The following is a 25,437-nucleotide window of genomic DNA, read 5'->3' as shown; positions in this document are numbered from 1 at the left end:
TTCATGTCATATATAAAAGTTGTTCTTAAATCAGGGAAAGATCAGTCTTTACGCCGATTTCACCCCTGGGTTTTCAGTGGTGCCATAAAAAAGATTTACGGCGAGCCTGCCGAAGGAGAGATCGTAGAAGTCTTTGACAATAAAGACGAATTTCTTGGGTTAGGACATTATCAAATAGGTTCTATTGCCATTAGAATTGTTTCTTTTGAACAAGTGGAAATAACGGATGGCTTTTGGGAAAATAAAATAAAGCAGGCTTATCAGTTACGTAAAGATCAAGGTTTAATTGACGATCCGAATACCAATGCTTACCGGTTGGTTCATGCAGAGGGTGATAATATGCCAGGACTAATTATTGATATGTACGGCGATACTGCCGTGGTTCAGATGCACTCGGTAGGTATGTTTCTGATCAAGGATAAGATTGATGATATTCTGAAAGAAATATTTGGCGATGGATTAAAAGCCATATATAATAAATCGGAAGGTACCATTCCGTTCAAAGCTAAAGTGGAGCCGGAAAATGGATATACTTATGGAGAATCTAGTACCAGAATAGCGATTGAGAATGGATTGAAATTCCGTGTGGATTGGGAAAAAGGCCAAAAAACAGGCTTCTTTGTCGATCAGCGCGATAACAGGGCATTGCTGGAGCATTACAGTAAGGGTAGGTCTGTGTTAAATATGTTTTGCTACACGGGCGGTTTTTCGTTTTATGCTATGAGGGGAGGGGCTAATTTGGTTCATTCTGTGGATAGTTCGGAAAGAGCTATTGATCTGACCAGGGAAAATGTAGAATTGAACTTTCCAGGCGATGAACGCCATGACGCTTTTGCAGCGGATGCTTTTAAATATCTCGACGACATAAAGGACAAGTACGACCTCATAATTCTGGACCCTCCGGCTTTTGCCAAGCATAATAACGTGTTGAACAACGCCTTGCAGGGCTATAAGAAGCTAAATGCAAAAGCTTTTGAGCAGATTAAGTCGGGCGGTATTGTTTTTACTTTTTCGTGTTCGCAGGTGGTAAGTAAGGATGCTTTCCGTAAAGCGGTTTTTTCTGCAGCAGCCCGTTCGGGCAGAAATGTGAGGATATTAAACCAATTGACGCAACCTGCCGATCACCCCGTAAACATTTATCATCCCGAAGGAGAATACCTTAAAGGATTAGTTTTGTATGTTGAATAATTAAATACTGTCTGTATTGTCAATATCATGATACTTAAATCCAGATATTTGATACTAAAATATTATACATGAAGTTTACCGAATTTGATTTTTCCCAAGAAGTGCTGGACGGACTGGATGCCATGCGTTTCGAAGATGCCACCCCCGTGCAGGAAAAAACCATTCCTGTAATTAAAACAGGGGCCGACCTAATTGCTTGTGCCCAGACTGGAACGGGTAAAACAGCGGCCTACCTTCTGCCAGTGCTCGATAAAATTGTAAGGGAAGGTCATACGGGAACAACTACTTTGATTCTGGTTCCGACCCGTGAACTGGCATTGCAAATTGATCAGCAAATTGAAGGTTTCAGTTATTTTCTGGATGTGACTTCTATGTCGGTTTTTGGAGGTAACGATAAAGGTTTGTGGGATCAACAGAAGGTAGGATTAACCAAAGGCGCAGACATCATTGTGGCTACTCCGGGCAGAATGATTCAGCATCTGACCATGGGCTATGTCGATTTTAAATCGGTGAAACACCTGATTCTGGACGAAGCCGACAGGATGCTGGACATGGGGTTTCTGGATGATATTATGCAGATAGAGAGTTATTTGCCCAAGGAGGATCGTCAGGGATTGCTGTTTTCGGCTACTATGCCCCCAAAAATAAGGGATTTGGCCAAGAAGCTATTAAATGATCCTGAAGAAATTAATATTGCCATATCAAAACCGGCAGAAGGCATTTTGCAGGCTGCATATATGGTCCATGAGCATCAGAAGATTGACCTAATCGTGGATCTGTTGAAGGATAAAGATTTGCCTAGTATTCTTATTTTTTCTTCGCGCAAATCAAAAGTGAATGACATCGTTCGTGCCCTTAAAAAGAATGATTTTAATGCCAGAGGAATCCATTCCGATCTTGATCAAAGTGAGCGAATTGAGGTGCTTAGGGAATTTAAAAATAGAAACATCCAGATTTTGGTGGCTACTGATATTGTGGCCCGTGGCATCGATATTGAAAAGATTGACCTCGTGATAAACATTGATGTTCCCAACGACGCGGAAGACTATGTGCATAGAATTGGTCGTACCGCCCGTGCCCAAACCCAAGGTGTTGGAATTACCTTTATCACCGATGACGATCAGGTTGATTTTCATAAAATAGAAAAACTGATTGAAACCAATATATTTAAAATTCCACTGCCTCCCCATTACGAGGAAGCACCAAAATATGATCCTGAATCAAAAATGAAAAGTGGTTGGGGAAGAAAAAAGGGTGGCAGTAAAAAAGGAGGTGGTAAAAAGCCTCCATATAAAAAGAGAGCTGCCAAAAAGAATTAGGCCCATAATGTATTTGGTTTATTAAGGATAGAACAATTGTGTTGCTGTCATATTCATTTGAACGATGTTTCTAAATTGGGTTTATATTCGGTCATTGTAAGACTTTGTTTCTTTATTTTTAAAAGACAGGACTTATTTAATTCCATTGTCGAGTCTTTTAAGTATCGGAATAAGAGGATTTTGTGTCTTCGGGTGTGGCTCTTGTAGGGGGGGGGAAACTAAGTGTCATGTGAATATGTCTATAGTCTAAATATATAAAATCTAACGATCTGTTATACATCATGTCAGCTCAAATATCACAAATCATAGCTACAGAGTTGCAACTGCAACTAAAACATGTCAACAATACCATTGAATTATTAGAAGAGGGAGCAACCGTGCCGTTTATCAGTCGTTACCGAAAGGAGCGTACCGGAACGATGGATGAGGTCAATGTGGCGTTGGTAAAAGAACGATACGAAAAACTTCAGGAAATTGTTAAGCGGAAAGAGGCTATCTTGAAGTCGATGGATGAGCAGGGAGTTTTAACAGCCGAATTAAAGAAGAAGATAGTTGATACCTTTAATGCAACCGAGCTTGAGGATATTTATCTTCCGTTTAAACCTAAACGTAAAACCCGCGCGGTGAAAGCCAAAGAGAAAGGTCTGGAACCGCTGGCTAAAATATTGATGAAACAATACGAGCGCGATGTGGAAGGGCGAGCTGCCCGGTTCCTGAACAGTGATGTATCCGACTTTGAAGAGGCGCTGCAGGGGGCAAGGGATATTATAGCGGAATGGGTGAACGAAAATGCAGTTGCACGTGATATAGTGCGCTCGGTGTTTGAAAGGAATGCGGTTGTTTCATCCACATTGGTGAAAGGGAAAGAAGAGGAGGGGGTTAAGTACAAGGACTACTTCGAATTTAGCGAACCCTTGAAAAAATGCCCAAGTCATCGATTGCTGGCCATTCGAAGGGGCGAAAAAGAAGGGATTTTAAAGGTGAGCATCTCGCCTGATGAAGAACAGATATTAGATCGATTGGGAAGGTATTTTGTAAAAGGAAATACGGAGTCTTCCGGGCAAGTGGAATTGGCTGTGAAGGATGCTTGCAAGCGCTTGCTGAAACCTTCCATAGAAACCGAATTTTCCAATAGCTCAAAAGAAAAAGCCGATGCCGAAGCCATTTTGGTGTTTGCGAAAAATTTAAGACAGCTGTTGTTGTCTTCTCCTCTTGGACAAAAGCGTGTTTTGGCTATTGATCCCGGATTCAGAACCGGTTGTAAGGTGGTTTGTTTAGATGCACAAGGAAATCTTTTACATAACGAAAATATTTATCCGCACGCACCGCAAAGAGAAACCAAGCAAGCGGCAAAGAAAATATCATCTTTGGTAGATGCGTATAAAATAGAAGCTGTGGCAATAGGTAACGGCACGGCCTCGCGCGAAACAGAATCTTTTATCCGCAGTTTAAAATATAGTCGCGATATCCAGGTGTATGTGGTGAGTGAAGATGGGGCCTCTGTGTATTCGGCGAGCAAGGTTGCACGCGATGAATTCCCTGATTATGATGTTACGGTACGTGGCGCGGTTTCAATCGGGCGTCGGCTAATCGATCCCCTGGCTGAATTGGTGAAAATTGATCCTAAATCAATCGGGGTTGGCCAGTACCAGCACGATGTGGATCAGTCTAATTTAAAAAGTTCACTCGATCAGGTAGTTGAGTCTTGTGTAAATAAAGTAGGAGTAGATTTGAATACGGCAAGTATGCACCTGCTTACTTATGTTTCAGGCCTGGGTCCACAATTGGCCAAAAATATAGTGGAGTTTCGTAAGGAAAATGGTGCTTTTTTGTCCAGAGACCAATTGAAAAAAGTGCCTCGGCTTGGACCAAAGGCATACGAGCAGGCTGCTGGATTTTTAAGAATTACAGAGGCAAAAAATCCGTTGGATAACTCAGCTGTTCATCCTGAATCCTATGGGATTGTAGAAAAAATGGCTAAAGACAATGGCTGTGAAGTGAAGGACTTGATAGATGACAATGAAATTCGATCTAATGTAAGCCTGGATAAATATATCGATGAAAATGTGGGGCTTCCTACACTCAAGGATATCATGATTGAGCTGGAAAAACCCGGCCGCGACCCACGCCAGATTATTAAGGTATTTGAATTTGATAAAAATGTTCGATCTGTCGAAGATCTGTACGAAGGTATGGTCTTGCCCGGTATCGTGACCAATATCACTAACTTTGGTGCTTTTGTGGATGTTGGTGTAAAACAGGATGGTTTGGTACATATTTCTCAACTCGCAAACAAATTTATCAGCGACCCCAATGAGGTGGTTTCTTTGCATCAGCACGTTAAGGTAAAGGTGCTGGAGGTTGATAAGATGCGCAAAAGAATACAGTTGTCCATTAAGGAAGCCGATAGAGAATAGGATTCTATATTGTGTTTGGTTGAGTGGGTTGTTTTGAGGTAAAAGCTGTTCTGTTTTTACGGTCATTGTTGTGCAAGGTTGATGCCAGTCAAGTGGCTTGTGTTTCTGTTGACTTTTATTGCCCATTAATTTATTTATATTTGTGATACTTCGTTCAAACAGATATAAAAATATTGGGATCCAATGCAGAAATTTAATGATTTTTTATTACTTATAGACTCTTATATAGGGAGTGGTGCCTGGTTTGTATACCTTTTATTAGGGGTAGGCATTTTTTTTACGATTTATTTAGGATTCCCCCAGTTCAGATATGTGGGCTATGCACTTAAAATAGTGATGGGTAAATTCGATAGGGAAGATGATGTAGGGGATACATCCCACTTTCAGGCCCTGGCAACGGCTTTGTCGGGAACCGTAGGCACCGGTAATATTGCCGGTGTAGCCTATGCGGTTTATCTGGGGGGGCCGGCTGCCCTGTTTTGGATGTTGATTACCGCACTTATTGGTATGACAACAAAGTTTGTGGAGGTAACTCTATCGCATAAATATCGCGAAAAAGCAGAAGACGGATCCATTTCCGGGGGCCCTATGTACTTCATGAAAAAAAGATTGGACATTACACTTCCTTCGGGTAAAGTGGTGAAAACAGGGGGGGTAATGGCTATGGTTTTTGCAATAGCTACCGTTCTTTCTTCTTTTGGTACAGGTAACTTGCCACAAGTAAATAGTATTTCCAATTCTATCAATGCAACTTTTGGCGTGCCCCATATCATTACAGGTCTCGTGTTGTCAGTTTTACTGGGTATTATCATTATTGGGGGTATTAAAAGGATTGCCCAGGTAACCTCCAGGTTAGTGCCTACGATGGCAGTGATATATTTTATAGGTGCAATTGCAGTTATCCTTTATAACTACCAGAATATTGTTCCATCCATTGTGTCTGTGTTCTCCGATGTTTTTACTGGATCAGCAGCCACTGGAGGGTTTCTTGGGGCAACCATTGCTTTTGCCTTTAACCGGGGTGTTAATCGAGGTCTTTTTTCCAATGAGGCAGGACAAGGGTCTGCGCCGATTGCCCATTCGGCAGCAAGGGCACACGAGCCTGTTTCTGAAGGGCTGGTGGCTTTGTTGGAGCCCTTCATTGATACCATTATAATCTGTTCGTTAACCGGCCTTACATTGTTGGCGTCCGGTGTTTGGACTCAGAAACACCAAAACGATTTCCAAAGGGCTGAAATGCAATTTATACGCGGCGTGTATGATGATGAAGTGGAGACCGACAGAGCTAAACTTAGCGCACATGTAAACAATAAAAATACATTGCCCCTGTTCTCGGGAAAACTTACAGTAAAGGATGGTAAAATAATAGGAGATATATCTTTGATTCATTCTCGCTCTTTGGCTGAAGACGTGTTGGTTTATCAATCAAAGAAACTCTATACCGGACAGTTAAACGTGATAAAAGGAGTTGTGGCAAATGAAAACAAAATCCGTTTTCGGGGTAAATCGTTGATGCACAGTGCTCCACTTACCACGTTAGCTTTTACTAAAAGCTGGTTTGGGGATTTTGGTAAATATATCGTCTCCATCGGATTGCTGTTGTTTGCTTTCTCAACAGCTATTTCCTGGTCGTATTATGGTAGTAGGGCAGTTATATTTCTGGTTGGTGTTAAGGGCGTTAGGTATTACAGGATTGTCTATGTGCTGGGTTTCTTTTTAGCTTCTTTCACCGATACTACCATTATATGGAATTTATCGGGTATAACCATTGCGCTTATGACTATTCCGAACCTAATTGGAGTTTTTGCCTTGCACAAAGAGATGAAATATGAGGTTAATGCATTTTGGGGGGAATATAAAAAGCGCTTTCCCAATGAAAAACTGCCTATATTTTGTAAAGTGGACAAAAAACGATAAGTATAAAATATAAAAAATATGTAAATAAACAAAATATATTATATACGTTAATAAAATACTGATATTTTCTTTTCTTTTTGGCTCTTTTTATGTAAGTTTGTGTTGGTATTTTTGCATTTTGTATATGTAAATGACCCAATTTAAGTTGATTATGAAGGGAGTTAGATTATACGCCGTCGTTATTGGGATGTTTGTCCTTTTGCTGAACCCGCTTTTTATTAGATCGCAGGCTTTGGAGGGGGATGGAATAGACGAGGTTTTTGCACGGATCGATTTTAATACCATTTACTATCCCGAAAAAGCCAAGCTTCAGTTCGATTCTGTAATGTTTTATATGGACACAAAGCAAATGGTTGAATATGAGGGGTATGTGGATTACATCAAAGCTCAGCTTTATTATGGTAACATGCAAGTGGATTCTTCGCTTGCTTATGTGGAAAATGCCTTGTCCTATTTTACTAATAGTGAAAATAATAGATGGTTGGCAAGATGTCAGTTTTTGCTGGGTAATATTGCGGAATCGACTGGGTTGTATGAGCAAGCCAAAATCAATTATTACGAAACGGTTAAGCTGGAAGTAGATCAAAGTAAAATGACCGAAGGTGCCGCATATATCGCTATTGGTAGATGCAAGATGGCTCTAGGCGAATCTTTTAAGGATGAGATTGATAAAGGGATTCATTTGTTGCAAGAAGCATCCGAAATTGAGGTGCGGTTATATGCCGATTTTATGGAGCAGTATTTTAGAATTAATGCCCCGGATGCCCCTGAAAAACTGAATTCTATTGCAAATGAGTATATTAACAGGAAATTGTATGATAGGGCTGTAAGTGTATATAAAATCTTGGCCAGCAGTTATCATGCTCAACTTCAATTTGATTCCGCTCATGTTTATTGCGATAAGGCTATAGAAATCAGTGAAGGCAATAGTGTGGGTAAACTAATTTTACCGGCCTTGTATCAGTTTAAAGGTATGCTATATTTTAAGCAAGAAAAATTTAATATTGCCGATGTGTATTTTAGTAAGTCTTTAAAGCTTTATGAGCAAAACTATCAGTCAAACAGGATGTTATACGTGTATAACTATTTGCACCAAATTGATAAAGCAAAAGGTAACTATTCCAAGGCATACGAAAACCTACAGCAGTATATTGATTGGGTTGAAAAAACCTCTTCTTCCGAAAAAGTTCGTCTCGCTAAGGTGTTGGAAATTAATAATAAAGTAGATTTAATGAAGAGCCAGTTGGTGCAACTGAAGATAGAAAAGAAAGCCAGTGAATTTATGCTGTATTTGGTAATGGTTGTTACATTGGTGATTTTAGCGGGAGTTGGTGTTTATATTTATCTGTACCAGAAAAGTAAAAAGGCTAAGATTGAGGAACTTAATAAAGAATTTCATAATCTATTAATTGGAATCGGAGAAAAACAACTGCTTCAGCATAGGTTAAATAATACTAAAGGTAGAGTGGATCGGCATAGTTTACATTTAGAATCGTTTGATATTGTTGGGAGAGGTGATAATGGTTCGGATGACAGTGAGTTGAGTAGTAATTTTGATTCCTGCTACCTGGAAACCATTAATTTGTTCACCGAAGCATTTCCGCAGCTGACAAGAACGGAAATCCGCTATGCGGTAATGATTTGCTTGAGGTTGCCTATGGAGATTATTTCAAAGGTTCAAAATGTTCAGCCGGCATCGGTCCGAAAAGCTAAACAAAGAATAAGAACTAAATTGAATGTGATCGACAGCCTGGAAGATTATTTGCAGGAATTTAGGGAAAAGCAAATTTCCGACCTTGCAGGATAGTTTTATAGGACACATAATAAATAATACAGTATAAAAAACTGTTCGGTATCGGTCATTCAAATAAACAGTATATAATTAATGTAAGGTGTAATCTAAAAAACATTAAAAAAAACACCTATGTAATGTATTGTTTATGAACCGAATGAATTTTGTCACGCTTTTGTCACGCCTAAAATTCTTCTTATTTGCTTGCTGTAGATGATATTTGTGATAAACAAATTTTAAAAAATCGTTTATCATGAATACTTCAAAACTAATCACAGCTCTTTTCACACTTTTATTAATGTTTTCTTTTACAATAGAATCTTCGGCAACCGAAAAAGAGGATCCCATTGTTATACAACTGGAGAAGCTGGTTAAAGAAGATCCAATAGTTATTCAGCTTGGAGAGTTAACGAAGGAAGATCCAATTGTCATACAGCTGGGTAAGCTAGCTAAGGAAGATCCAATTGTCATACAGCTGGGTAAGCTAGCTAAGGAGGATCCAATTGTCATACAGTTGGAAGAACTCGTTAAGGAGGATCCAATTGTTATTCAATTGTAGAGTTTTGAAATATAAATTGCAGTTATTACGTTACGGTTTAATCTATGGGGGAATAGGATATGGTGATGAATGTTTCGGTAAGTGAAGATATAATGGAGATAGAAATCAACAGGTTTATCACAATTGATGATATTGTTGATACCATAAAGCAATATGCCGATGATTTTAACCATTTGCCATCCAGCCATAAATTAGTGATTAATGCAAAAAAGTGCAGATCAAACATTCGTCTTAAAGATTTGGCTAAGTTAAATGAAGTCAATACGTTGCTGAGTGAAAAATTTGATTTGCTAAAAGTAGCGGTGTTACTTAATGATCCCATGTATACAGCTATTTGTATGGTTTATCAGCAGTTAATTAAGTCGAACCATTACTTTATTCAGGTCTTCTCAACCCATGGTGCGGCGCATAGATGGCTGGGTAAAGACGTATATGGTGGAGAAGCGTATTGAAGTATAAATGATATTTAAAATATAGGTTGCTAAGTAACTTGTTTGTGGTGGTGTTCATATGTGTTTTTGCTATTGATTCCCAAATTGTTGCATTCCTTGAATACCTATCTATCACTAAACAAGGCGTAAGTCCGTTCTGATTGTATCCATAATCAGACGGACTTTTGTTGTATAAAAAAATATGATAAATAAATGAGGGAAATATTACATCTTTTAAATATAATATGATAAATAAAATATTGGAAGTTTGTCTCGAATAATGGGGTTATCTATTAGGACGGAAAAAATGAGAGCTTGTGATGAAGGAAACTTATACGGTACAATTTAAATTGATAAGCGAATACAACCTGGTTGTACAAAAGCATATAGGATTAGTAGAATTAAATAAATTAATTCACCTAACAGAAATACTGTGTGCGAAAGAGGAGGTCACTGCTAAAAAAAACTTTTTAATTGATCTGCGAGCATCAAAGTTTTCTAAGGACATTGCAAAGGTGAAAGATTTCGTATTCTTCTTAAGGGAGAATTTCCCGGCAATTTTAACGAATAAGTTAGCGCTGCTGGCGGATGAGTCGGATCAGGTGGCCATGGCCACTCTGTTTAAAATGTATCAACCCGGAGTGGCACGAAACATACATATTTTTAGCTCGTTGGAGTATGCTTTCCTTTGGCTGAATATTGAAATGTCTAATAGCGATTTGGAAGAATTGATTCGTTGTGCAAAGACTATCGAGTATCCAGAGTATAAATGACAAAGCAGGTGGTTAAATGTGCCGGTTAATCGATGGCTTTATAAAATTCGAGCAAATCATTTAACTTTTGACCGGAACGTTGTAATCCACCTTCCCTGTTCCGGATTGTCCATAGTTCGTCGTGTTTTTTAATTAATGTATCAAGTTCATTGGCTAAAATTTGTAAAGTATCAGGACTAATGTTTTCCGTAGCGAGCTGTTTAGCGTTTAAGCGAGCTAGCCCTAGGTGAATACCATGCTTGGCAAGCATTGCGGCTTGTTTTATTTCATCTACAGTAATTTGAGCGTCGCGACTCATTGGTGCAGATTGATCCAATAGCAGTATAGCCGTGTCGATTTCCTGCTCGGCTTTTAACAGGTTTTTCTTTTTAAGCATTTTTGTTTGATAATGACCTTTCATTGTCCATCTGTATCTGCGCAACATTAAGTGGAATGCATTGGCATTCCCCTCGGGGATTTCGCAAGCAAGGTAGGCATCGCCCAATTTCAGTAAAGCTTTTGTTAGATTACCTGTGCTATCTTTGAAAATGAATTTGTTCAGAGCCGTTGGTATTAATTCCATTGGATCCATCTGGGCATTCCACGAATATGCGGCGCCTGTTGCAAGAGTAGGGTAACAAACGGATAGAGGTTGCCAGTGTCCCCAATCGCCCCAGTTTGTGTTTAAATAACCTTTTGCACCAAACTTCTTGCCGTATTGTGCAGCTCTCCCGAGGTTAGTGAAAGCATCCTTGTTTCTGCCTATGATGGAGCGCCAGGTAGAAGTGCCGGGACATACATAATAGTCTAGGCCTGCCTCTTCAAATTTTGGTAAATTTTCCTCAAAAGGATATTTGCTATCGTAACCCCATACCATGGCGGTCATGTTTTCGGGGATTGACGAAATTAACTCCGGGTGTTTTAATATAATATCGCCCCAAAATTGTGCTTTTCTCCCGTATTTGTTGACTTCGGAATTAAGTTTTTTTACAAAATCGAGGTATACTTTACCTTTCCCGTGTTTTTGGCATTCCTGTTTCGATAAGCCATTTCCCAATTCCACGGTTTCGTCACATCCTATGTTAAAATACTGGCTACTGAAATTTGGGAGTAATTCAGCATATAATTCTTGCATCAAATCAAAGGATTCCGGAAGTAAGGGGTTTAAACTATGTCTGCTTCTGGTTCCCCAAATAGTATTGCAGTCGGTAGGGCATTCGGCTAAATGAAGGTATTGGTCATGCATAAGCCAATTTTCCATGTGCCCGAACGAATTTTGATTCGGAACCAAATCGATAAATTTGGCTTTGCAATAAGCGTCAATCATCCGTACCTCTTCTGCTGTTATCGGACTGGCGTCTTTCCATACTGTTCGATGGTTTTTATAGGCGAATGTATGTTCGGTATACAGCTGGAACTCGTTAATTTTCCATAGGGCAAGCATATCAATTAATTGGTATAACGTTTCCATGGTTGGTACTTTATCCCGGCTAATGTCAAGCATGTATCCTCTACGCTCGAAATCGGGCCAGTCCGTAATCGACAAACACGGTATTGGCTTGCCGGTATCCTTACTGTATTGCAATATTTGTTGGAGCGTTTGTTTGCCATAAAAAAGAGCCGCATTGTCCCTGCCAACAATTTTTACCGAAGTGGAATCAATGGTTAGGCAATAGGCTTGTTTGTTGCGGAGGGCACTATCGATTTCAAGAGAGAAAGTATTGATCGTAAGCGGGGAAGAATGGGTTTTAACGTCGCCAACTATATCAAAGGGAGAGATGTTTTCTATCAGTTCAATAAAGTTGTGGTTCGGGATAACAGCTCCTTGTATTTCGTTCAGGTATCCTTTATCAATATTTATTTCCCGGGGGGCGGGCAAAAGATAATGCGTCAGCTCTTGCGCATGTGTCGCAAAGAGCGAATTGCACAGGAACAGGGTTATTATTTTTATAAGCTTTGTCATAGATCAAATATGCGATTAGATGTTTAACAATCCAAAAAGTTTTAATTGTTTTAAGGTGAAGCTTTGCCAAAAAACGGAAAAATCGCCTAGGTTGTTTCTGGAAAAGTCTTCCTGGACCTCCTTAAAGGTGGGATTTGTCTTGTTGCCTATTGAGCATCTTTCCAACAAGGAGATAAGCCATGGTGCCAATGATGCCTTTATGTTCAACCGGGTTGTTTCGGAGGAGAGATAAAATGTAAGCTCGCACATTTCTTGCGATTTGCCTTTCTTTTTTCGACTGTAATACCTGGCATCCGGTGTGTTTTCCATCCAAATAAGTTTGCTGTTTGGCATGGGTTCTCCTTGGGAGGTGCCGTCAAGTGCTTTGGAAATTAAGTTGTAAGGAACACTGGTATTTGGAACCTTAAATTCGAACCAGTCTTGCAAGGGAAGGTCAAATCCAACATCGTGCATAAAATTAAATAGTGACTTTTTAAGCCCGGAACTGAATTTTTGATGCGGCGCCCCCGTTGGGTCCACGTGTTCCAGGTCATTGTTTGCAAACGGATTTGTTTCCGGGTTCTTTATTTGGACTTGAAATCGGTTTGGGTTTTTTCCAACCGGGCTATGCACTGTAAGCGCAAACTGATGCCAAAACCCTGAGTGTACTATTTGCTGTTCAAAAAGTTGCCTAACTACCTCTAGGGAATCAATCGTTTCTTGCGTAGTTTGGGTGGGGAATCCGTACATCAGGTAGGCATGCGTCAATATACCAGCTTGGGTGAAATTTTTACACGCTAGCGCTACTTTTTCAATGCTAACCCCTTTGTTGATCAAGGATAGAATTCTGTTTGAGGCTACCTCCAACCCTCCCGAAACAGCTATGCAGCCCGATCTTTTTAATAGAATGCATACATCTTTGGTGAAGCTGGTTTCGAAACGCACATTTGTCCACCAAATTACGTCCAACTTTCTGCGGATAATTTCTTTTGCTAAGGCAATCATGAGTGCAGGAGGTGCGGCTTCATCAACGAAATGAAAGCCCGACTGACCGGTAACGGCCATAATCTTTTCCATTTTATCGCAGATGGTGCTTGCGGTTGCAGGTTCGAACCTGGAAATGTAATCTAAAGTTGTGTCGCAAAAGGTGCATCTGCCCCAATAGCATCCGTGCGCCATGGTTAGTTTATTCCAGAATCCATCGCTCCAAAGTCGGTGCATGGGGTTGGTAACCTCAATCACTGAAATATATTGATCTATTTTAAGGTTGCTGTAATCGGGGCAGATGGATTGCCTGAAGGAAATATCTTTATCTTCGGAGTTGTCAATAAATATAACCTCGCCGTTTTTTGTTATGAATGTTCTTTTGAGCGTATCTGCCGATCGTTTGCCTTCGATGTACTCGATGATATTGTAAAGAGGTATTTCTCCATCGTCCAAGGTGATGAAATCTACGTATTCAAATATTCGGGGATCACTTATCGATCGTAATTCCGTGTTAGCATAGCCGCCTCCCAGGCATACTTTGATATTTGGATAGTTCTTTTTTGCAAATTCCCCACATTTAAGCGCAGCAAATAAATTGCCCGGAAACGGAACGGTTAAGGCCAATAGACTTGGTTGTTCGTTTTCAAGATAGCGTTTTAGGATATCCAGCTGAAATTGCACGATAAGTGAGTTGTCCTCGTTTAATTCATGATAAATAGAATCGAAATAAAAGGCAGAGGAACTGAGTCTTTCGGCATATCTGCTAAAACCAAAGTGAGGATCAATGTTTTCTACAATGAAATCCGAAATGTCTTCGAGGAACAAGGTTGCCAGATGTCTTGCCCTATCCCGGATTCCCATGTTCCCAAAGGACCAATCCAAATCATCGGTTTGATCAAAGCGTGATGCTTTCGGTAAAAATGTCTCGGAGCAAATACTATGGGCAAGCATGTCGTTGTTACCCTGTAAAAATGAAATAACATGGTCAATAGCATGAATGTATTTTTCTTTTAAAGAAATGATTCTGCAGCCATTCTCGGATAGATCGTCATCAATATTATCCACTAAGTCGAATATTTCCCGAAGTCCTCCTTTGGAAAAGATTTTCAAAATTACTTCAAGCCCCAGATCGACTTGAAAAGACTTAATGTTCTTGCTGCCAAGAAAACCCTTTAGATATGGCGAAGCAGGGTATGGTGTGTTCAGCTGCGTAAATGGCGGACTAATGAGAAGTATGTTCGTATCCAATGCTTGTATCATTAATTGTTTCTGCAAAAGTATAAAAATAGTGGCTTAGTATTATTGTCAATACAAAAGACGCTGTAGAATGCGCAGTGATGCTTAAAAAAAGTTAATTAATGTTGCCGGATATCATAAGATATTTGGTATTTGTAAATGTTTTATACTTTTGCGCTGCCTACACTTCACATTGGATTCCGATTCGGATACAATAACTGTATTGTTAATGCCGTTTATTTAACTGGTCAATCACGATACCGTTTCACATTTAACTATTTTTTGGGAGATCTTATTAATTGTAACGCCTGGTGTGCTTGAGCATTATAGTGCTGATAATTAATGGACTAAAATATATTTCTAATTTAGATTTGTTACAAATTAGTTTGAGAGATGTAATTTTGAAACCTTTTGTTTTTACATTCGTTAATGTTGACAAACTGTCAAAATCGAATTGTTAAAGTATGATTTAGATTGACGAATGAAAATTGAAGAAGATGGAGCTGGCTAAGTTTTGGTTTGACCGATAGTTTGATTTTGGGGAAAATTGATGGAAGGTTAAACTAACGATAGCGTTTATTGAAGAAGATAAAAATAAAGAGTGTAAAATTTTCAACGACACAACAACACAACACAACACAATTTTGATATGCTTAAATTTACTTTATTGTCGCTATTAGTTTGGGGACTGGCGATACAAACATCCTTTGCCCAGGGGGGGCAAGCCTGCGACGAAGCAGTATCTGTGCTTCAGGGACTTAATGTTTCAGACAACTCTTTAGGGGATCAGTGGTTTAAATACACTGCAACAACCAACGGTAAAGTTACTGTTTCCTCCTGCGGGCAAACAACAGCAAATACTTACGTAGAGATTTTTGACGGGTGCGATCTAGAGTCGTTTACTTTTAGTGATGATTATTGCGAAACTCAATCGGAAGTTGATTTTGAAGTGATCAGTGGCTTAACATACTGGATATGCTGGAGAAGCGCATATACCAGTCAGGATTTCGAATGGTTTTTGACGGAATCGCAAGCTGCGCAGGGTGAATTTTGTAGCGATCCATTACAAGCTTCAACAGGAAGTATTCAATCTACGGTTCCTACAAATGATTACCGTTGGTTTCAGTTTACTGCGAGTCGTAATGGTAAGATTACCGTGGAAATAACAAACGCTAATGCTGAGGACTGCGAAATTGCTGTCTTTGATGACTGTAGCTATACAACATCTTTGAACAATGATGATAACTGGAATCCGCACAAAGTAGCTATTAATGGAGAATTAGGAAGAACTTATCTTATTGCACTGCATAATTCTACTACTAATACAAGTATCAACTGGAGTATTGGCGAAAGTAATTGGCAGGCAGGCGAAAGGTGCAGCGATGCTATTGATGTATATAACTTGAACGAAGCACCGATAGATCATGATTCAGGAACGGATAAATGGTTTCGTTTTGTAGCTTTTGAAGATGGTGATATAACCATTACTGCAGCCCAATTAACCAGTGAAGATACTTATCTTGAAGTATACGAAGGTTGTGATTCGGAGAGGGTTGCATTTAGTGATGACGCGAATGGTTTGCAATCGGAGCTTGTGTTAAGCGTAACTGCGAATAAAACATACTACATTAAGTGGGACAATATTTTTGAGCCGGAACAATATGCATGGAGTTTAAAAGCAGGTAATCTGTCTACGGCGGTTCCGGAATTAGAAAATACCGGTTATGGCGTATATCCTAACCCATCAGAGGGTCCTGTTACCATTGATTTAACCGGGTTCGAATCGGACATGGTAACGGTTAGGGTCATGAGTGTGTCGGGAGTAGCGGTTAAAATATTTGATTTGCCGGGAGGTGAAGAAACCGCTTATGATCTATCAGAGCTTAATAATGGACTCTACCAAATCGTATTAGAAGATTTGGTATCTAAAAAAGTGGTTAAGTTCTTAAAGAAATAACATACAAATACACATTTTGGATGATGCGCCTTAGGTTAAATATCTAAGGCGCATTTTTTATATCATTACCATAAGATTTTCAAGCCGTTTTCTCACTTTCGGTTGGTGCCGGCAATTGTCATTGTCTGATCTAAAGCCAATTGTAGCCATCGTTATGCTGTTTAAGTTCAGTTTTTTAAACTAATTATCAACCGTAGCCGGTTCAAATCCTTCCATTGGGCATGCATTAATCCCGGATTATGCATTAGAACTTCGTCGTGAACATTGAAAGTGCAATAAAACAAGGCTTTACTGAAACGAGGCATAGCATCGTTCTGGTGAGTTGAAGTGAAGCAGCGGAGTGTCTTGTTTTGAAACAATTTCAATGTGTAATAGAATTTCAAATGCATATTGCGGGTTAAAGACTTGGGTGAAGCTCCAGTCATCTCGAAGATTCTGTTTAAGAATTCATCAACTTCTGGCACCGCCAAGTTACTGTTAGTGGCAAAAAGAACTACTTGCGAAGCGTCTATTACTTGAGGCCTTCCCCAGGCAGCTTCTTTTAATATGATTCTGAGTTCTTTGTTTTCAATTACTATTACCCGAAAGGGTTGCAAGCCATAGGACGAAGGAGTCAGGTTAACCGTCTTTTAAATATGGTTTAACTGTCGTGGTATCGGTTTTTTTAGAAGGGTAATATTGCTGGGTGGCATACCTCTATTTCATATTAATAAAAATTTCCATGAAATTTTTATTAATATTGTTTTCTAATAAAACTTAAACCCAAAAGCACATAAAGTGTTAGGATGTGCAAGAAAAGCAACGCAATTTTCAAAAAAAATAATTGACCACACATTTATTGTGTTTGAAAAGGGAAATTTGACGTTTCGTCTATATTATTATATCTGAATTCGCAAAAGAAAGGTAGTTTTATTCAAATAAAAACATAAACTACTTAAGACTTCATCCTAATGGTCAAATATTATGTGTTACTGTGAATAGGCGCAAAATTTAAAAAACATTGTAAATTATCGTTATATTTTCTAAAAGAAACTTTAAATTGTACAAATTTTTCAATAAAATTGGAAGACTCCGGGATTAGATGGTATGATGGTAGACAAAACGTCCTGTTTTGTAAATAGAAGGAACGGAAACGTTCTTAAACGATTGAAAAGTAAAACGTCTTTTATTACTGGTATATTTAAGTTAACTATAAATAATTATCATGCAATCAAAACTTCAGGAACTGACGGATAAGCTGTATTCCGAAGGTGTTCAAAAAGCCAACGAAGAAGCTGAATCCATCATTGATAAGGCCAGGCAAGAGGCCGAAAAGATAGTTGGAGAGGCACAACAAAAAGCTTCTGCTGCAATAGAAGAAGCAGAAAAAAAAGCGGCGGAAATACAGCGCAACATTGAAGCTGAAATAAAATTGGCGTCTCAACAGGCCATTTCTTCACTGCGCCAGAAAATTGGGAACAGTATAACCGTCGCAGTGACTAAACCAACCGTGAATGAGGTATTTTCCGATAAAAAATATGTTCAGTCCTTAATCGCGAAATTGGTGGAAGGATGGACTAAAACGGGTAACTTTGATATCAATATTGTCCTTCCGGAATCAGAAAAAACTGAGTTGGATAAAAAAATCACTAAAAGTTTTGCTGCCGAAATGAACAAAGGTTTGACCTTTGAACTCGATTCGACTGTGAAAGCGGGTTTTAAAGTAGGACCATCAGATGGTAGTTATGTCATCAGCTTTACCGAGGGAGATTTCCAAAACTTCTTTAAGTCTTTCCTACGGTCTAAAACCAATCAATTATTATTTGAAGAATAAACAGCATGGCAAAAAATTATTACTGTCTGGTTGCCGGCTTGCCTGATATTTTATTGGGTGACAAAAAAGTTTTGTTCACATCTATTACCCTCAGGGAAATGCTGCATGAGGAATTGGCTGAACGGGACTTTAGCTTGGTACGTGCATTATATTTGCCTTTCGACCATTACAATCTTATTGATTTATTGTTTTATCAAAAAAAGGAATTCGATCCAAGGGGAAATTATAGCACCCTGGAGCTGGAAACTTTAACGGATAAAAAACGGTTGGAAGCTCTGGAAGATCATGAGTTCCCCGCCTACTTCGTGGATTTTGCAAACAAAATACTGTATGCAGAGGAACCCGTTAAAAGTGCAGATGCTGAGGTGATTTTATTCAGGATGTATTCTGATTACCTAAGGCAATTCTCCAATACGTTTTTAAACGAGTTTCTTGATTTTGAGATCAACCAAAAAAACATATTTACATCCCTTACCGGTCGTAAGTACGATATGGAATATGAAAAAGAGTTGATTGGAGATGGAGAGGTTGTTGAAGCTTTGGTAAAGAGCAGATCGAGGGACTTTGGTTTGGCCAATGAACTGGAGTATGTTGAATCTCTGATTCAGATATATGAAGATGAAAATATTTTGGAGCGCGAGCTTAAAATAGATCGCCTAAAATGGAACTATCTCGACGAAAGCACTTTCTTTAACTATTTTACAGTGGAAAGGGTATTGGCGTTTGTATATAAATTATTGATAGTTGAACGATGGAGGGCCTTAGATGAAGAGGAAGGCAGAAAAATGTTCCAAAAATTATTGAGCGAATTGGAAAGCAGTTACGAATTTCCTGAAGAATATAAATTAAGCCATGGAAAGAAAAAATAAAACCACCGGTGTGGTAGCCGGTATTATAGCCAACCTTGTAATTGTAGAGGTTGATGGACCTGTGGCCCAAAACGAAATTTGTTTTATCCAGCATCCTGAAAGCAAGTTGATGGCTGAGGTAATTAAAATTATGGGTAAGAATGTTTACGTACAGGTTTTTGAAAGTACCCGTGGGCTAAAAGTAGGAGCGAAAGTGGAGTTCGAAGGTCACTTGCTTGAAGTAACCTTGGGACCAGGTATCCTTTCTAGAAACTACGATGGCCTTCAAAATGATCTGGATAAAATGGAAGGCGTCTTTCTGAAAAGGGGAGACTACACCGATCCTTTAGACAGAGAAAAAAAATGGGACTGGACGCCTATTGCCAAAGCCGGTGATGAAGTAAGCGCCGGTTCGTGGCTAGGAGAAGTTCCGGAAAACAGTATGCCACATCGTATTATGGTTCCTTTTAAATTTGAGGGGACTTATTCAGTTAAAAACGTGGTTAAAGCCGGCGAATATACCGTTGATGATGTAGTTGCCACTATTACTGACAAAGAAGGTAATGACATTGATTTGACCATGGTACAAAAGTGGCCGGTGAAGATGGCTGTTAAAGCTTACAAAGAAAAGCCACGTCCGTTCAAATTACTGCAAACAGGTGTAAGGACATTAGATACGCTGAATCCAATTACAGAAGGAGGAACAGGATTTATCCCGGGTCCTTTTGGTACTGGTAAAACCGTGTTGCAACATGCCATTTCTAAGTTTGGGGAGGCGGATATTGTAATTATTGCTGCCTGTGGAGAACGTGCCAACGAGGTGGTGGAAATATTTACGGAATTCCCGGAGTTGGAAGACCCAAGGACCGGACGCAAGTTGATTGAGCGTACAACTATTATTGCCAATACATCTAATATGCCGGTGGCTGCTCGTGAGGCTTCTGTTTACACAGCGATGACGCTCGGAGAATACTATCGCTCCATGGGGCTGAAAGTATTGTTAATGGCCGACTCGACTTCCCGTTGGGCTCAGGCGCTTCGAGAGATGAGTAACCGTTTGGAAGAACTTCCCGGGCCAGATGCCTTTCCAATGGACTTGACCGCCATTATATCAAGCTTTTATGCGCGTGCAGGTTTCGTTTATCTAAATAACGGAGAGTCGGGATCCATTACCTTTATAGGTACTGTGTCGCCAGCCGGTGGTAACCTTAAAGAACCGGTAACGGAATCTACCCGTAAAGCAGCACGTTGTTTCTACGGACTAAACCAGAGCCGAGCCGATAGTAAGCGCTATCCGGCTATCGACCCCATTGACAGTTATTCTAAGTACCTCGAATATCCTGAGGTAATGGGTTATTTAAAGGAGAATGTGGGCGAGAACTGGCTGGAGAATGTAAATAAGACCAAAACTTTGCTGCTGAGAGGCCGCGAGGCTCAGGAGCAAATCAACATTCTGGGAGATGATGGTGTGCCATTGGAATTTCATGAGCGTTTCTGGAACTCGGAATTGATTGATGCGGTTATTCTTCAGCAGGATTCTTTCGATAAGATTGATGCTAACTGTCCAATGCCACGTCAAAAATATATGCTGGAGAAGGTATTAGGTATAACCGATATGAAGTTCAGTTTTGACACTTTCGAAGATGTGAACGGATTCTTTAAGCGTCTTATCAATCAGCTTAAACAGATGAACTATTCCGAGCAGGATTCTGATAGGTTTAAAACTTACGAAGGTGAGTTGGAAGAAATCATGAAAGAACGCTTAAATTAAAAATTATAGATGCATGGAAACGCAAGCATTTCAAAAAGTATATACTAAAATTGCCAACCTGACCAAGGCCACAGTAACCATAAAAGCTAACGATGTTGGTTATGACGAGATGGCGGTAGTGGATGGTCGTATGGCTCAGGTGGTAAAAATTATGAGGGATGAGGTTGTTCTGCAGGTATTTGGCGGTACGGAAGGCATCCCTACTAACGCCGAGGTGGTGTTTTTAGGGCGTCCACCGCAATTAAAAGTAGGAGACCAATTAGCCGGTCGTTTTTTCAATGCTTTTGGCGATCCAATTGATGGAGGCCCGGAAGTGGAAGGACAAGTGGTTGAAACAGGAGGTCCTTCTGTGAACCCGGTTCGCAGAAAACAGCCTTCGCAGCTGATTGCAACCGGTATTGCAGGTATCGACTTGAATAACACGCTGGTAACAGGTCAGAAGATCCCTTTCTTTGCCGACCCGGATCAACCTTATAATCAGGTGATGGCCAATGTGGCGCTTAGAGCGGAAGCAGATAAGATTATTTTGGGAGGTATGGGCTTATCAAATGATGATTATCTGTACTTTAAAAATATCTTCGATAATGCGGGAGCCCTTGACCGGATCGTAAGTTTCGTAAACACAACGGAAGATCCACCGGTAGAGCGTCTTTTGATTCCGGATATGGCATTGACAGCAGCAGAATATTTTGCGGCAGAGAAACAGCAAAAAGTATTGGTTCTTTTGACGGATATGACGCTTTATGCAGATGCCCTGTCAATCGTTTCGAACCGTATGGATCAGATTCCTTCTAAAGACAGTATGCCGGGTTCTCTATATTCTGATTTGGCTAAAATATACGAAAAAGCAGTACAGTTCCCTCATGGGGGTTCTATCACTATTATTGCCGTAACTACGTTAAACAGTGGAGATATTACCCACGCTATTCCGGATAATACCGGGTATATTACCGAGGGGCAGTTGTTCTTACGTATGGATTCGGATATAGGTAAGGTAATTGTTGATCCATTCCGAAGCTTGTCGCGTTTGAAGCAGCTGGTGATTGGAAAACAAACCCGCGAAGACCATCCTCAGGTGATGAACGCAGCGATTCGTTTATATGCAGATGCTGCCAACGCTAAAACCAAACAGGAAAATGGTTTTGACCTGACTGATTATGATGAGCGTACATTACAATTCGCAAAAGAATATTCTCATGAAATTTTGGCGGTAGATATCAATATCGATACAGAGAAGATGTTAGATATAACCTGGGGACTATTCCAGAAAAATTTCTCTCGTGAAGAGGTGGTAGTGCGTCAGGAATTTGTGGACAAATATTGGAAAAAATAAGTACTAAGTTTAAAGTTAAAAGTACAAATGCTTTCAACTTTAAAACTTTAGTAACTTTCAACTTAAGAATATGGCCGTAAAGTTTCAATATAATAAAACCTCGCAGCAGCAAATGGACAAGCAGCTCAAGATACGAGAGAAAGCTTTGCCCACGCTTCAGAACAAAGAAGCTGCGTTGCGTATTGAGGTGAAAAGAGCAAAAAAGCGAGCCGATGAGCTCGGGCACAACCTTGAAACCCAAATGGCTGATTTAGATAAGATATCGCGACTGTGGGGAGAATTTGATATGCAAGCCATATCTATTGAAGATGTGGTGCTGGAAAGCAAGAAAATTGCAGGTGTTCAAACCCCCGTGCTCAAGGATGTTGTATTTAAAAAAGAGCCGTTTGCACTTTTTAGTAAACCGGTGTGGTTTATAGACGGTGTTAAAATTGTGGAGAGTCTGGCAAAGATTGGTATTGAGCGTGAGGTGTTCGTGCGCAAAATGCAATTGTTGGATATAGCCCGTAAAAAAACAACACAAAAGGTTAACTTATACGAAAAGGTACAGATACCTGGTTATAAAGATGCCATCAGAAAGATTAAACGATTCCTGGAGGATGAAGAGAACCTTTCTAAATCGGCACAAAAAATCGTGAAAACGCGCCAGCAAGCGCAGGCAGAAATGGAGGTGGTGTCATGATTATACCAATGTTTAAATATTCATTTTTAGTTCATCATGCGGATTTTTCCGATTTCAAGGGGAATTTGAAAGAGAGAGGTGTGCTGCATGTGGAGGAAAGGGATATTGAGCCGGGTGCCGAAATTATAGATTACGTTCAGTTATTGAACGAAATCAAGCGATATCAAAAAAGTTTTATAAGCAGGAAAGAGGCCCAGCAGGATGTTGAAGTGGATATTCCTCAATCGGGTATAGCGCTTATAGATATGGTGAAAGACAAAAATTCATCGCTTGAGGCACTTCGTCACGAGAAGCAACATTTAATCAAGGAAGTGGATGCCCTGAACCCTTGGGGTAATTTTAGCTGGAAAACAATTCAACTTCTAAAAAATGAAGGTATTGAAACCCGATTTTTTTATTGTTCCGCAAAAAAATATCAGACTGAATGGGAAAGCCAATATAGTATTGCCAAAATCAATGAGGATAGAGGTTTTGTATATTTTGTCTTTTACGATAACGAGAATCAGTCGATAGAACTTGATGCTGACGAAATCAAGATTCCAAAAAAGGACCTGAGCGCTGTGCAAAGGGAATTGAAACTGGTAAAGGATAAAATTCAACGATTGGAAAAAGAACTGGATTTTATTGCAGAAAAAGGAAAGTCAGTATTGGATGAATATGAGCAATATGTTCAGGATAAACTGAATGATGCGAATTTTATTAGTAATGCCAATGAGGAGGCTGAAGGTAAGATAAAAATAATTGAGGGCTGGGTTCCTGAGTCCAAAGATGAAGAGTTTGAGGCTTATCTTAAGAACGAGTCGGTTTATTATTTGCGAGCCAAATCATCTAAATTTGATAAAGCGCCTGTATTGCTTAAAAACGGCAGGTTTTCTAAGTTGTTTGAGCCAATTGGCAAATTGTTTTCGCTGCCTACTTATGCTGAGATAGACTTAACGCCGTTTTTTGCACCTTTCTTTTTCCTGTTCTTTGGATTTTGTTTTGGTGATGCCGGATACGGATTGTTGTTTGTACTGGTCGCAGGAATTGCAAAGTATAAGGTTTCAAAAGATATGAAACCGATCCTGTCATTGGTTCAATGGCTTGGGGCTGCTGCCGTTCTGTTTGGTGCAATAACCGGAACATTCTTTGGAATCAAGTTGATGAATGTTGATATCCCATTTTTTAGCAGAATGAAAGAATCGTTCCTTACAGACGAGGAAATGTTTAACCTGGCCTTACTGTTTGGTTTTGTTCAAATACTGTTTGGAATGGCCATAAAAGTCGCCAATGAAATTCGCCAGGAAGGATGGAAATATTCTTTGTCAGCGGCTGGATGGTTTCTGTTTTTTATCTCTACAGCGGTAATGGTAATATTGGATGCTGTAGGAGGAGAAGAAAAATGGATGTGGTCTGTTGCTCATTTGATATTGATCGGAATAGCCGGATTGGGTATTTTTATCTTTAATAACCCGAAGGGAAATATTCTGTTGAATATTGGGGCCGGATTATGGGATACATACAATATGGTCACTGGATTTGCAGGTGATTTGTTATCCTATATCCGTTTGTTTGCCCTGGGATTATCAAGTGCAATTTTAGGTCTGGTGTTTAATTCTTTGGCATTCGACTTAAGTCCGGATATTCCTGTTGTCGGATGGATTATAACCGCGATAATCTTGATATTCGGGCATGGACTAAATATTTTTATGGCAGCATTAGGGTCAATTGTTCACCCAATGAGGCTTACATTTGTAGAATTTTATAAAAATGCCGGATATGTCGGCGGTGGTGCTGAATACAGACCATTTAAAAAAATAAGTAAATAACCTTTTTAAAAATAACATTATGAGCGCTATTGTATTAGCTTACATTGGAATCGGAATTATGATTGCACTTACAGGAATTGGAAGTGCTTATGGAGTATCAATTGGTGGAAATGCTGCCATCGGAGCAATGAAAAAGAATGCGGATGCATTTGGTAACTACCTTGTGTTAAGTGCCCTTCCCGGTACGCAGGGACTTTATGGTTTTGGAGCCTTCTTTATTTTCAATACTGCAGGTGTTTTAACTGCAGATATTACCTGGGTACAAGCTTCTGCCGTATTTGGTGCCGGATTAGCTCTTGGTTTGGTAGGGCTTTTCTCTGCTATACGCCAGGGACAGGTTTGCGCTAACGGTATCGCTGGAATCGGTGGTGGATACGATGTGTTTGGTAATACTCTGATTCTTGCCGTATTCCCAGAGCTTTATGCTATCCTTGGTTTTGCTGCTGCATTTATGATCAGTATTTCAATCTAAGAATATAATTAGTTAATAAATTAAGAACCGATGGCGTATGTCATCGGTTTTTTTGTCTGCGGATTTTATAAATTAATGCGAATTTTTAACAGCGTTGCGGTTTGGGTTTAAAATTATCCTTGTATTCTTAAAGGCAGGCTTTAAGATTACCGTTGTATTATTAAAAGTTGTAAGATGGTATGTGTGACTCCTCAAGAGCCAGATGGACATAGC

The 25,437-nt window shown here is 39.7% G+C and carries 18 protein-coding genes; 16 read left to right on the top strand and 2 right to left on the bottom strand.

The genetic code is table 11. The features are described 5' to 3' along the window. Positions 1-3 precede the first annotated feature (3 nt). The 8 genes from ACT29I_RS03530 to ACT29I_RS03495 all read left to right on the top strand — a co-directional run bounded on the left by ACT29I_RS03530 (position 4) and on the right by ACT29I_RS03495 (position 10,396). Positions 4-1,188: a class I SAM-dependent rRNA methyltransferase gene (locus ACT29I_RS03530; protein WP_430936683.1), complete on the top strand. Its 1,185-nt coding sequence runs from the start codon at positions 4-6 to the stop codon at positions 1,186-1,188. A gap of 68 nt (positions 1,189-1,256) precedes the next feature. Further along, entirely contained in the window at positions 1,257-2,507 is a 1,251-nt protein-coding gene (locus tag ACT29I_RS03525) for a DEAD/DEAH box helicase (protein ID WP_430936681.1), read from the top strand. Between the two features lie 281 nt (positions 2,508-2,788). Beyond that, positions 2,789-4,924, top strand: coding sequence for a Tex family protein (locus tag ACT29I_RS03520; RefSeq protein WP_430936679.1), 2,136 nt, complete (start codon positions 2,789-2,791; stop codon positions 4,922-4,924). 183 nt (positions 4,925-5,107) lie between these two features. Continuing rightward, entirely contained in the window at positions 5,108-6,841 is a 1,734-nt protein-coding gene (locus ACT29I_RS03515; RefSeq protein WP_430936677.1) for an alanine/glycine:cation symporter family protein, read from the top strand. Positions 6,842-6,992: 151 nt separating this feature from the next. Next, positions 6,993-8,648: a tetratricopeptide repeat protein gene (locus ACT29I_RS03510; RefSeq protein ID WP_430936675.1), complete on the top strand. Its 1,656-nt coding sequence runs from the start codon at positions 6,993-6,995 to the stop codon at positions 8,646-8,648. A 238-nt stretch (positions 8,649-8,886) separates the two neighbouring features. Continuing rightward, a complete protein-coding gene (locus ACT29I_RS03505; protein WP_430936673.1) occupies positions 8,887-9,192 on the top strand; it encodes a hypothetical protein in 306 nt (101 codons plus the stop codon). 65 nt (positions 9,193-9,257) lie between these two features. Then, the gene (locus tag ACT29I_RS03500; RefSeq protein WP_444792699.1) at positions 9,258-9,644 is read left to right on the top strand and encodes a hypothetical protein; all 387 of its coding nucleotides are present in this window, start codon (positions 9,258-9,260) and stop codon (positions 9,642-9,644) included. Between the two features lie 296 nt (positions 9,645-9,940). After that, a complete protein-coding gene (locus ACT29I_RS03495; protein ID WP_430936669.1) occupies positions 9,941-10,396 on the top strand; it encodes a hypothetical protein in 456 nt (151 codons plus the stop codon). A 25-nt stretch (positions 10,397-10,421) separates the two neighbouring features. Here the strand turns inward: ACT29I_RS03495 and ACT29I_RS03490 are convergent, their stop codons facing one another. Together ACT29I_RS03490 and ACT29I_RS03485 are read right to left on the bottom strand one after the other, a co-directional pair. Beyond that, positions 10,422-12,338 carry a beta-N-acetylhexosaminidase gene (locus ACT29I_RS03490; RefSeq protein WP_444792698.1) on the bottom strand — a complete coding sequence of 639 codons (1,917 nt, stop codon included), beginning with the start codon at positions 12,336-12,338 and terminating at the stop codon, positions 10,422-10,424. Positions 12,339-12,353: 15 nt separating this feature from the next. After that, a complete protein-coding gene (locus ACT29I_RS03485; RefSeq protein WP_444792697.1) occupies positions 12,354-14,564 on the bottom strand; it encodes a B12-binding domain-containing radical SAM protein in 2,211 nt (736 codons plus the stop codon). 625 nt (positions 14,565-15,189) lie between these two features. On the opposite strand from ACT29I_RS03485, the gene ACT29I_RS03480 reads away from it, so the two are divergent. The 8 genes from ACT29I_RS03480 (at position 15,190) to ACT29I_RS03445 (ending at position 25,224) form a co-directional block, all read left to right on the top strand. Further along, complete coding sequence (locus ACT29I_RS03480) at positions 15,190-16,497, top strand: T9SS type A sorting domain-containing protein (RefSeq protein WP_444792696.1); 1,308 nt, start codon at positions 15,190-15,192, stop codon at positions 16,495-16,497. A 1,204-nt stretch (positions 16,498-17,701) separates the two neighbouring features. Then, entirely contained in the window at positions 17,702-18,310 is a 609-nt protein-coding gene (locus ACT29I_RS03475) for a V-type ATP synthase subunit E family protein (protein ID WP_444792695.1), read from the top strand. A gap of 5 nt (positions 18,311-18,315) precedes the next feature. Then, a complete protein-coding gene (locus ACT29I_RS03470; RefSeq protein WP_430936659.1) occupies positions 18,316-19,179 on the top strand; it encodes a DUF2764 family protein in 864 nt (287 codons plus the stop codon). Next, a complete protein-coding gene (locus ACT29I_RS03465) occupies positions 19,163-20,929 on the top strand; it encodes a V-type ATP synthase subunit A (RefSeq protein ID WP_430936657.1) in 1,767 nt (588 codons plus the stop codon). The genes ACT29I_RS03470 and ACT29I_RS03465 overlap by 17 nt, the downstream gene beginning before the upstream one ends. Before the next feature lie 13 nt (positions 20,930-20,942). Continuing rightward, entirely contained in the window at positions 20,943-22,262 is a 1,320-nt protein-coding gene (locus ACT29I_RS03460; protein ID WP_430936655.1) for a V-type ATP synthase subunit B, read from the top strand. Between the two features lie 70 nt (positions 22,263-22,332). Then, positions 22,333-22,944, top strand: a complete 612-nt coding sequence (locus tag ACT29I_RS03455) for a V-type ATP synthase subunit D (RefSeq protein WP_430936653.1) — start codon at positions 22,333-22,335, stop codon at positions 22,942-22,944. 8 nt (positions 22,945-22,952) lie between these two features. Next, positions 22,953-24,752, top strand: a complete 1,800-nt coding sequence (locus ACT29I_RS03450) for a V-type ATP synthase subunit I (RefSeq protein ID WP_430936651.1) — start codon at positions 22,953-22,955, stop codon at positions 24,750-24,752. Positions 24,753-24,771: 19 nt separating this feature from the next. Then, positions 24,772-25,224 (top strand): V-type ATP synthase subunit K, encoded by a 453-nt coding sequence (locus ACT29I_RS03445; protein ID WP_430936649.1) that lies wholly within the window; start codon positions 24,772-24,774, stop codon positions 25,222-25,224. The last annotated feature ends 213 nt before the right edge of the window (positions 25,225-25,437 follow it).

It is taken from the genome of Saccharicrinis sp. GN24d3, assembly GCF_052400645.1.
In the GTDB taxonomy this organism is placed as follows: Bacteria; Bacteroidota; Bacteroidia; order Bacteroidales; family Marinilabiliaceae; genus Saccharicrinis.
The sequence above is the reverse complement of the archived record's forward strand: the minus strand, read 5'-3'. Positions and strand labels throughout refer to the sequence as shown.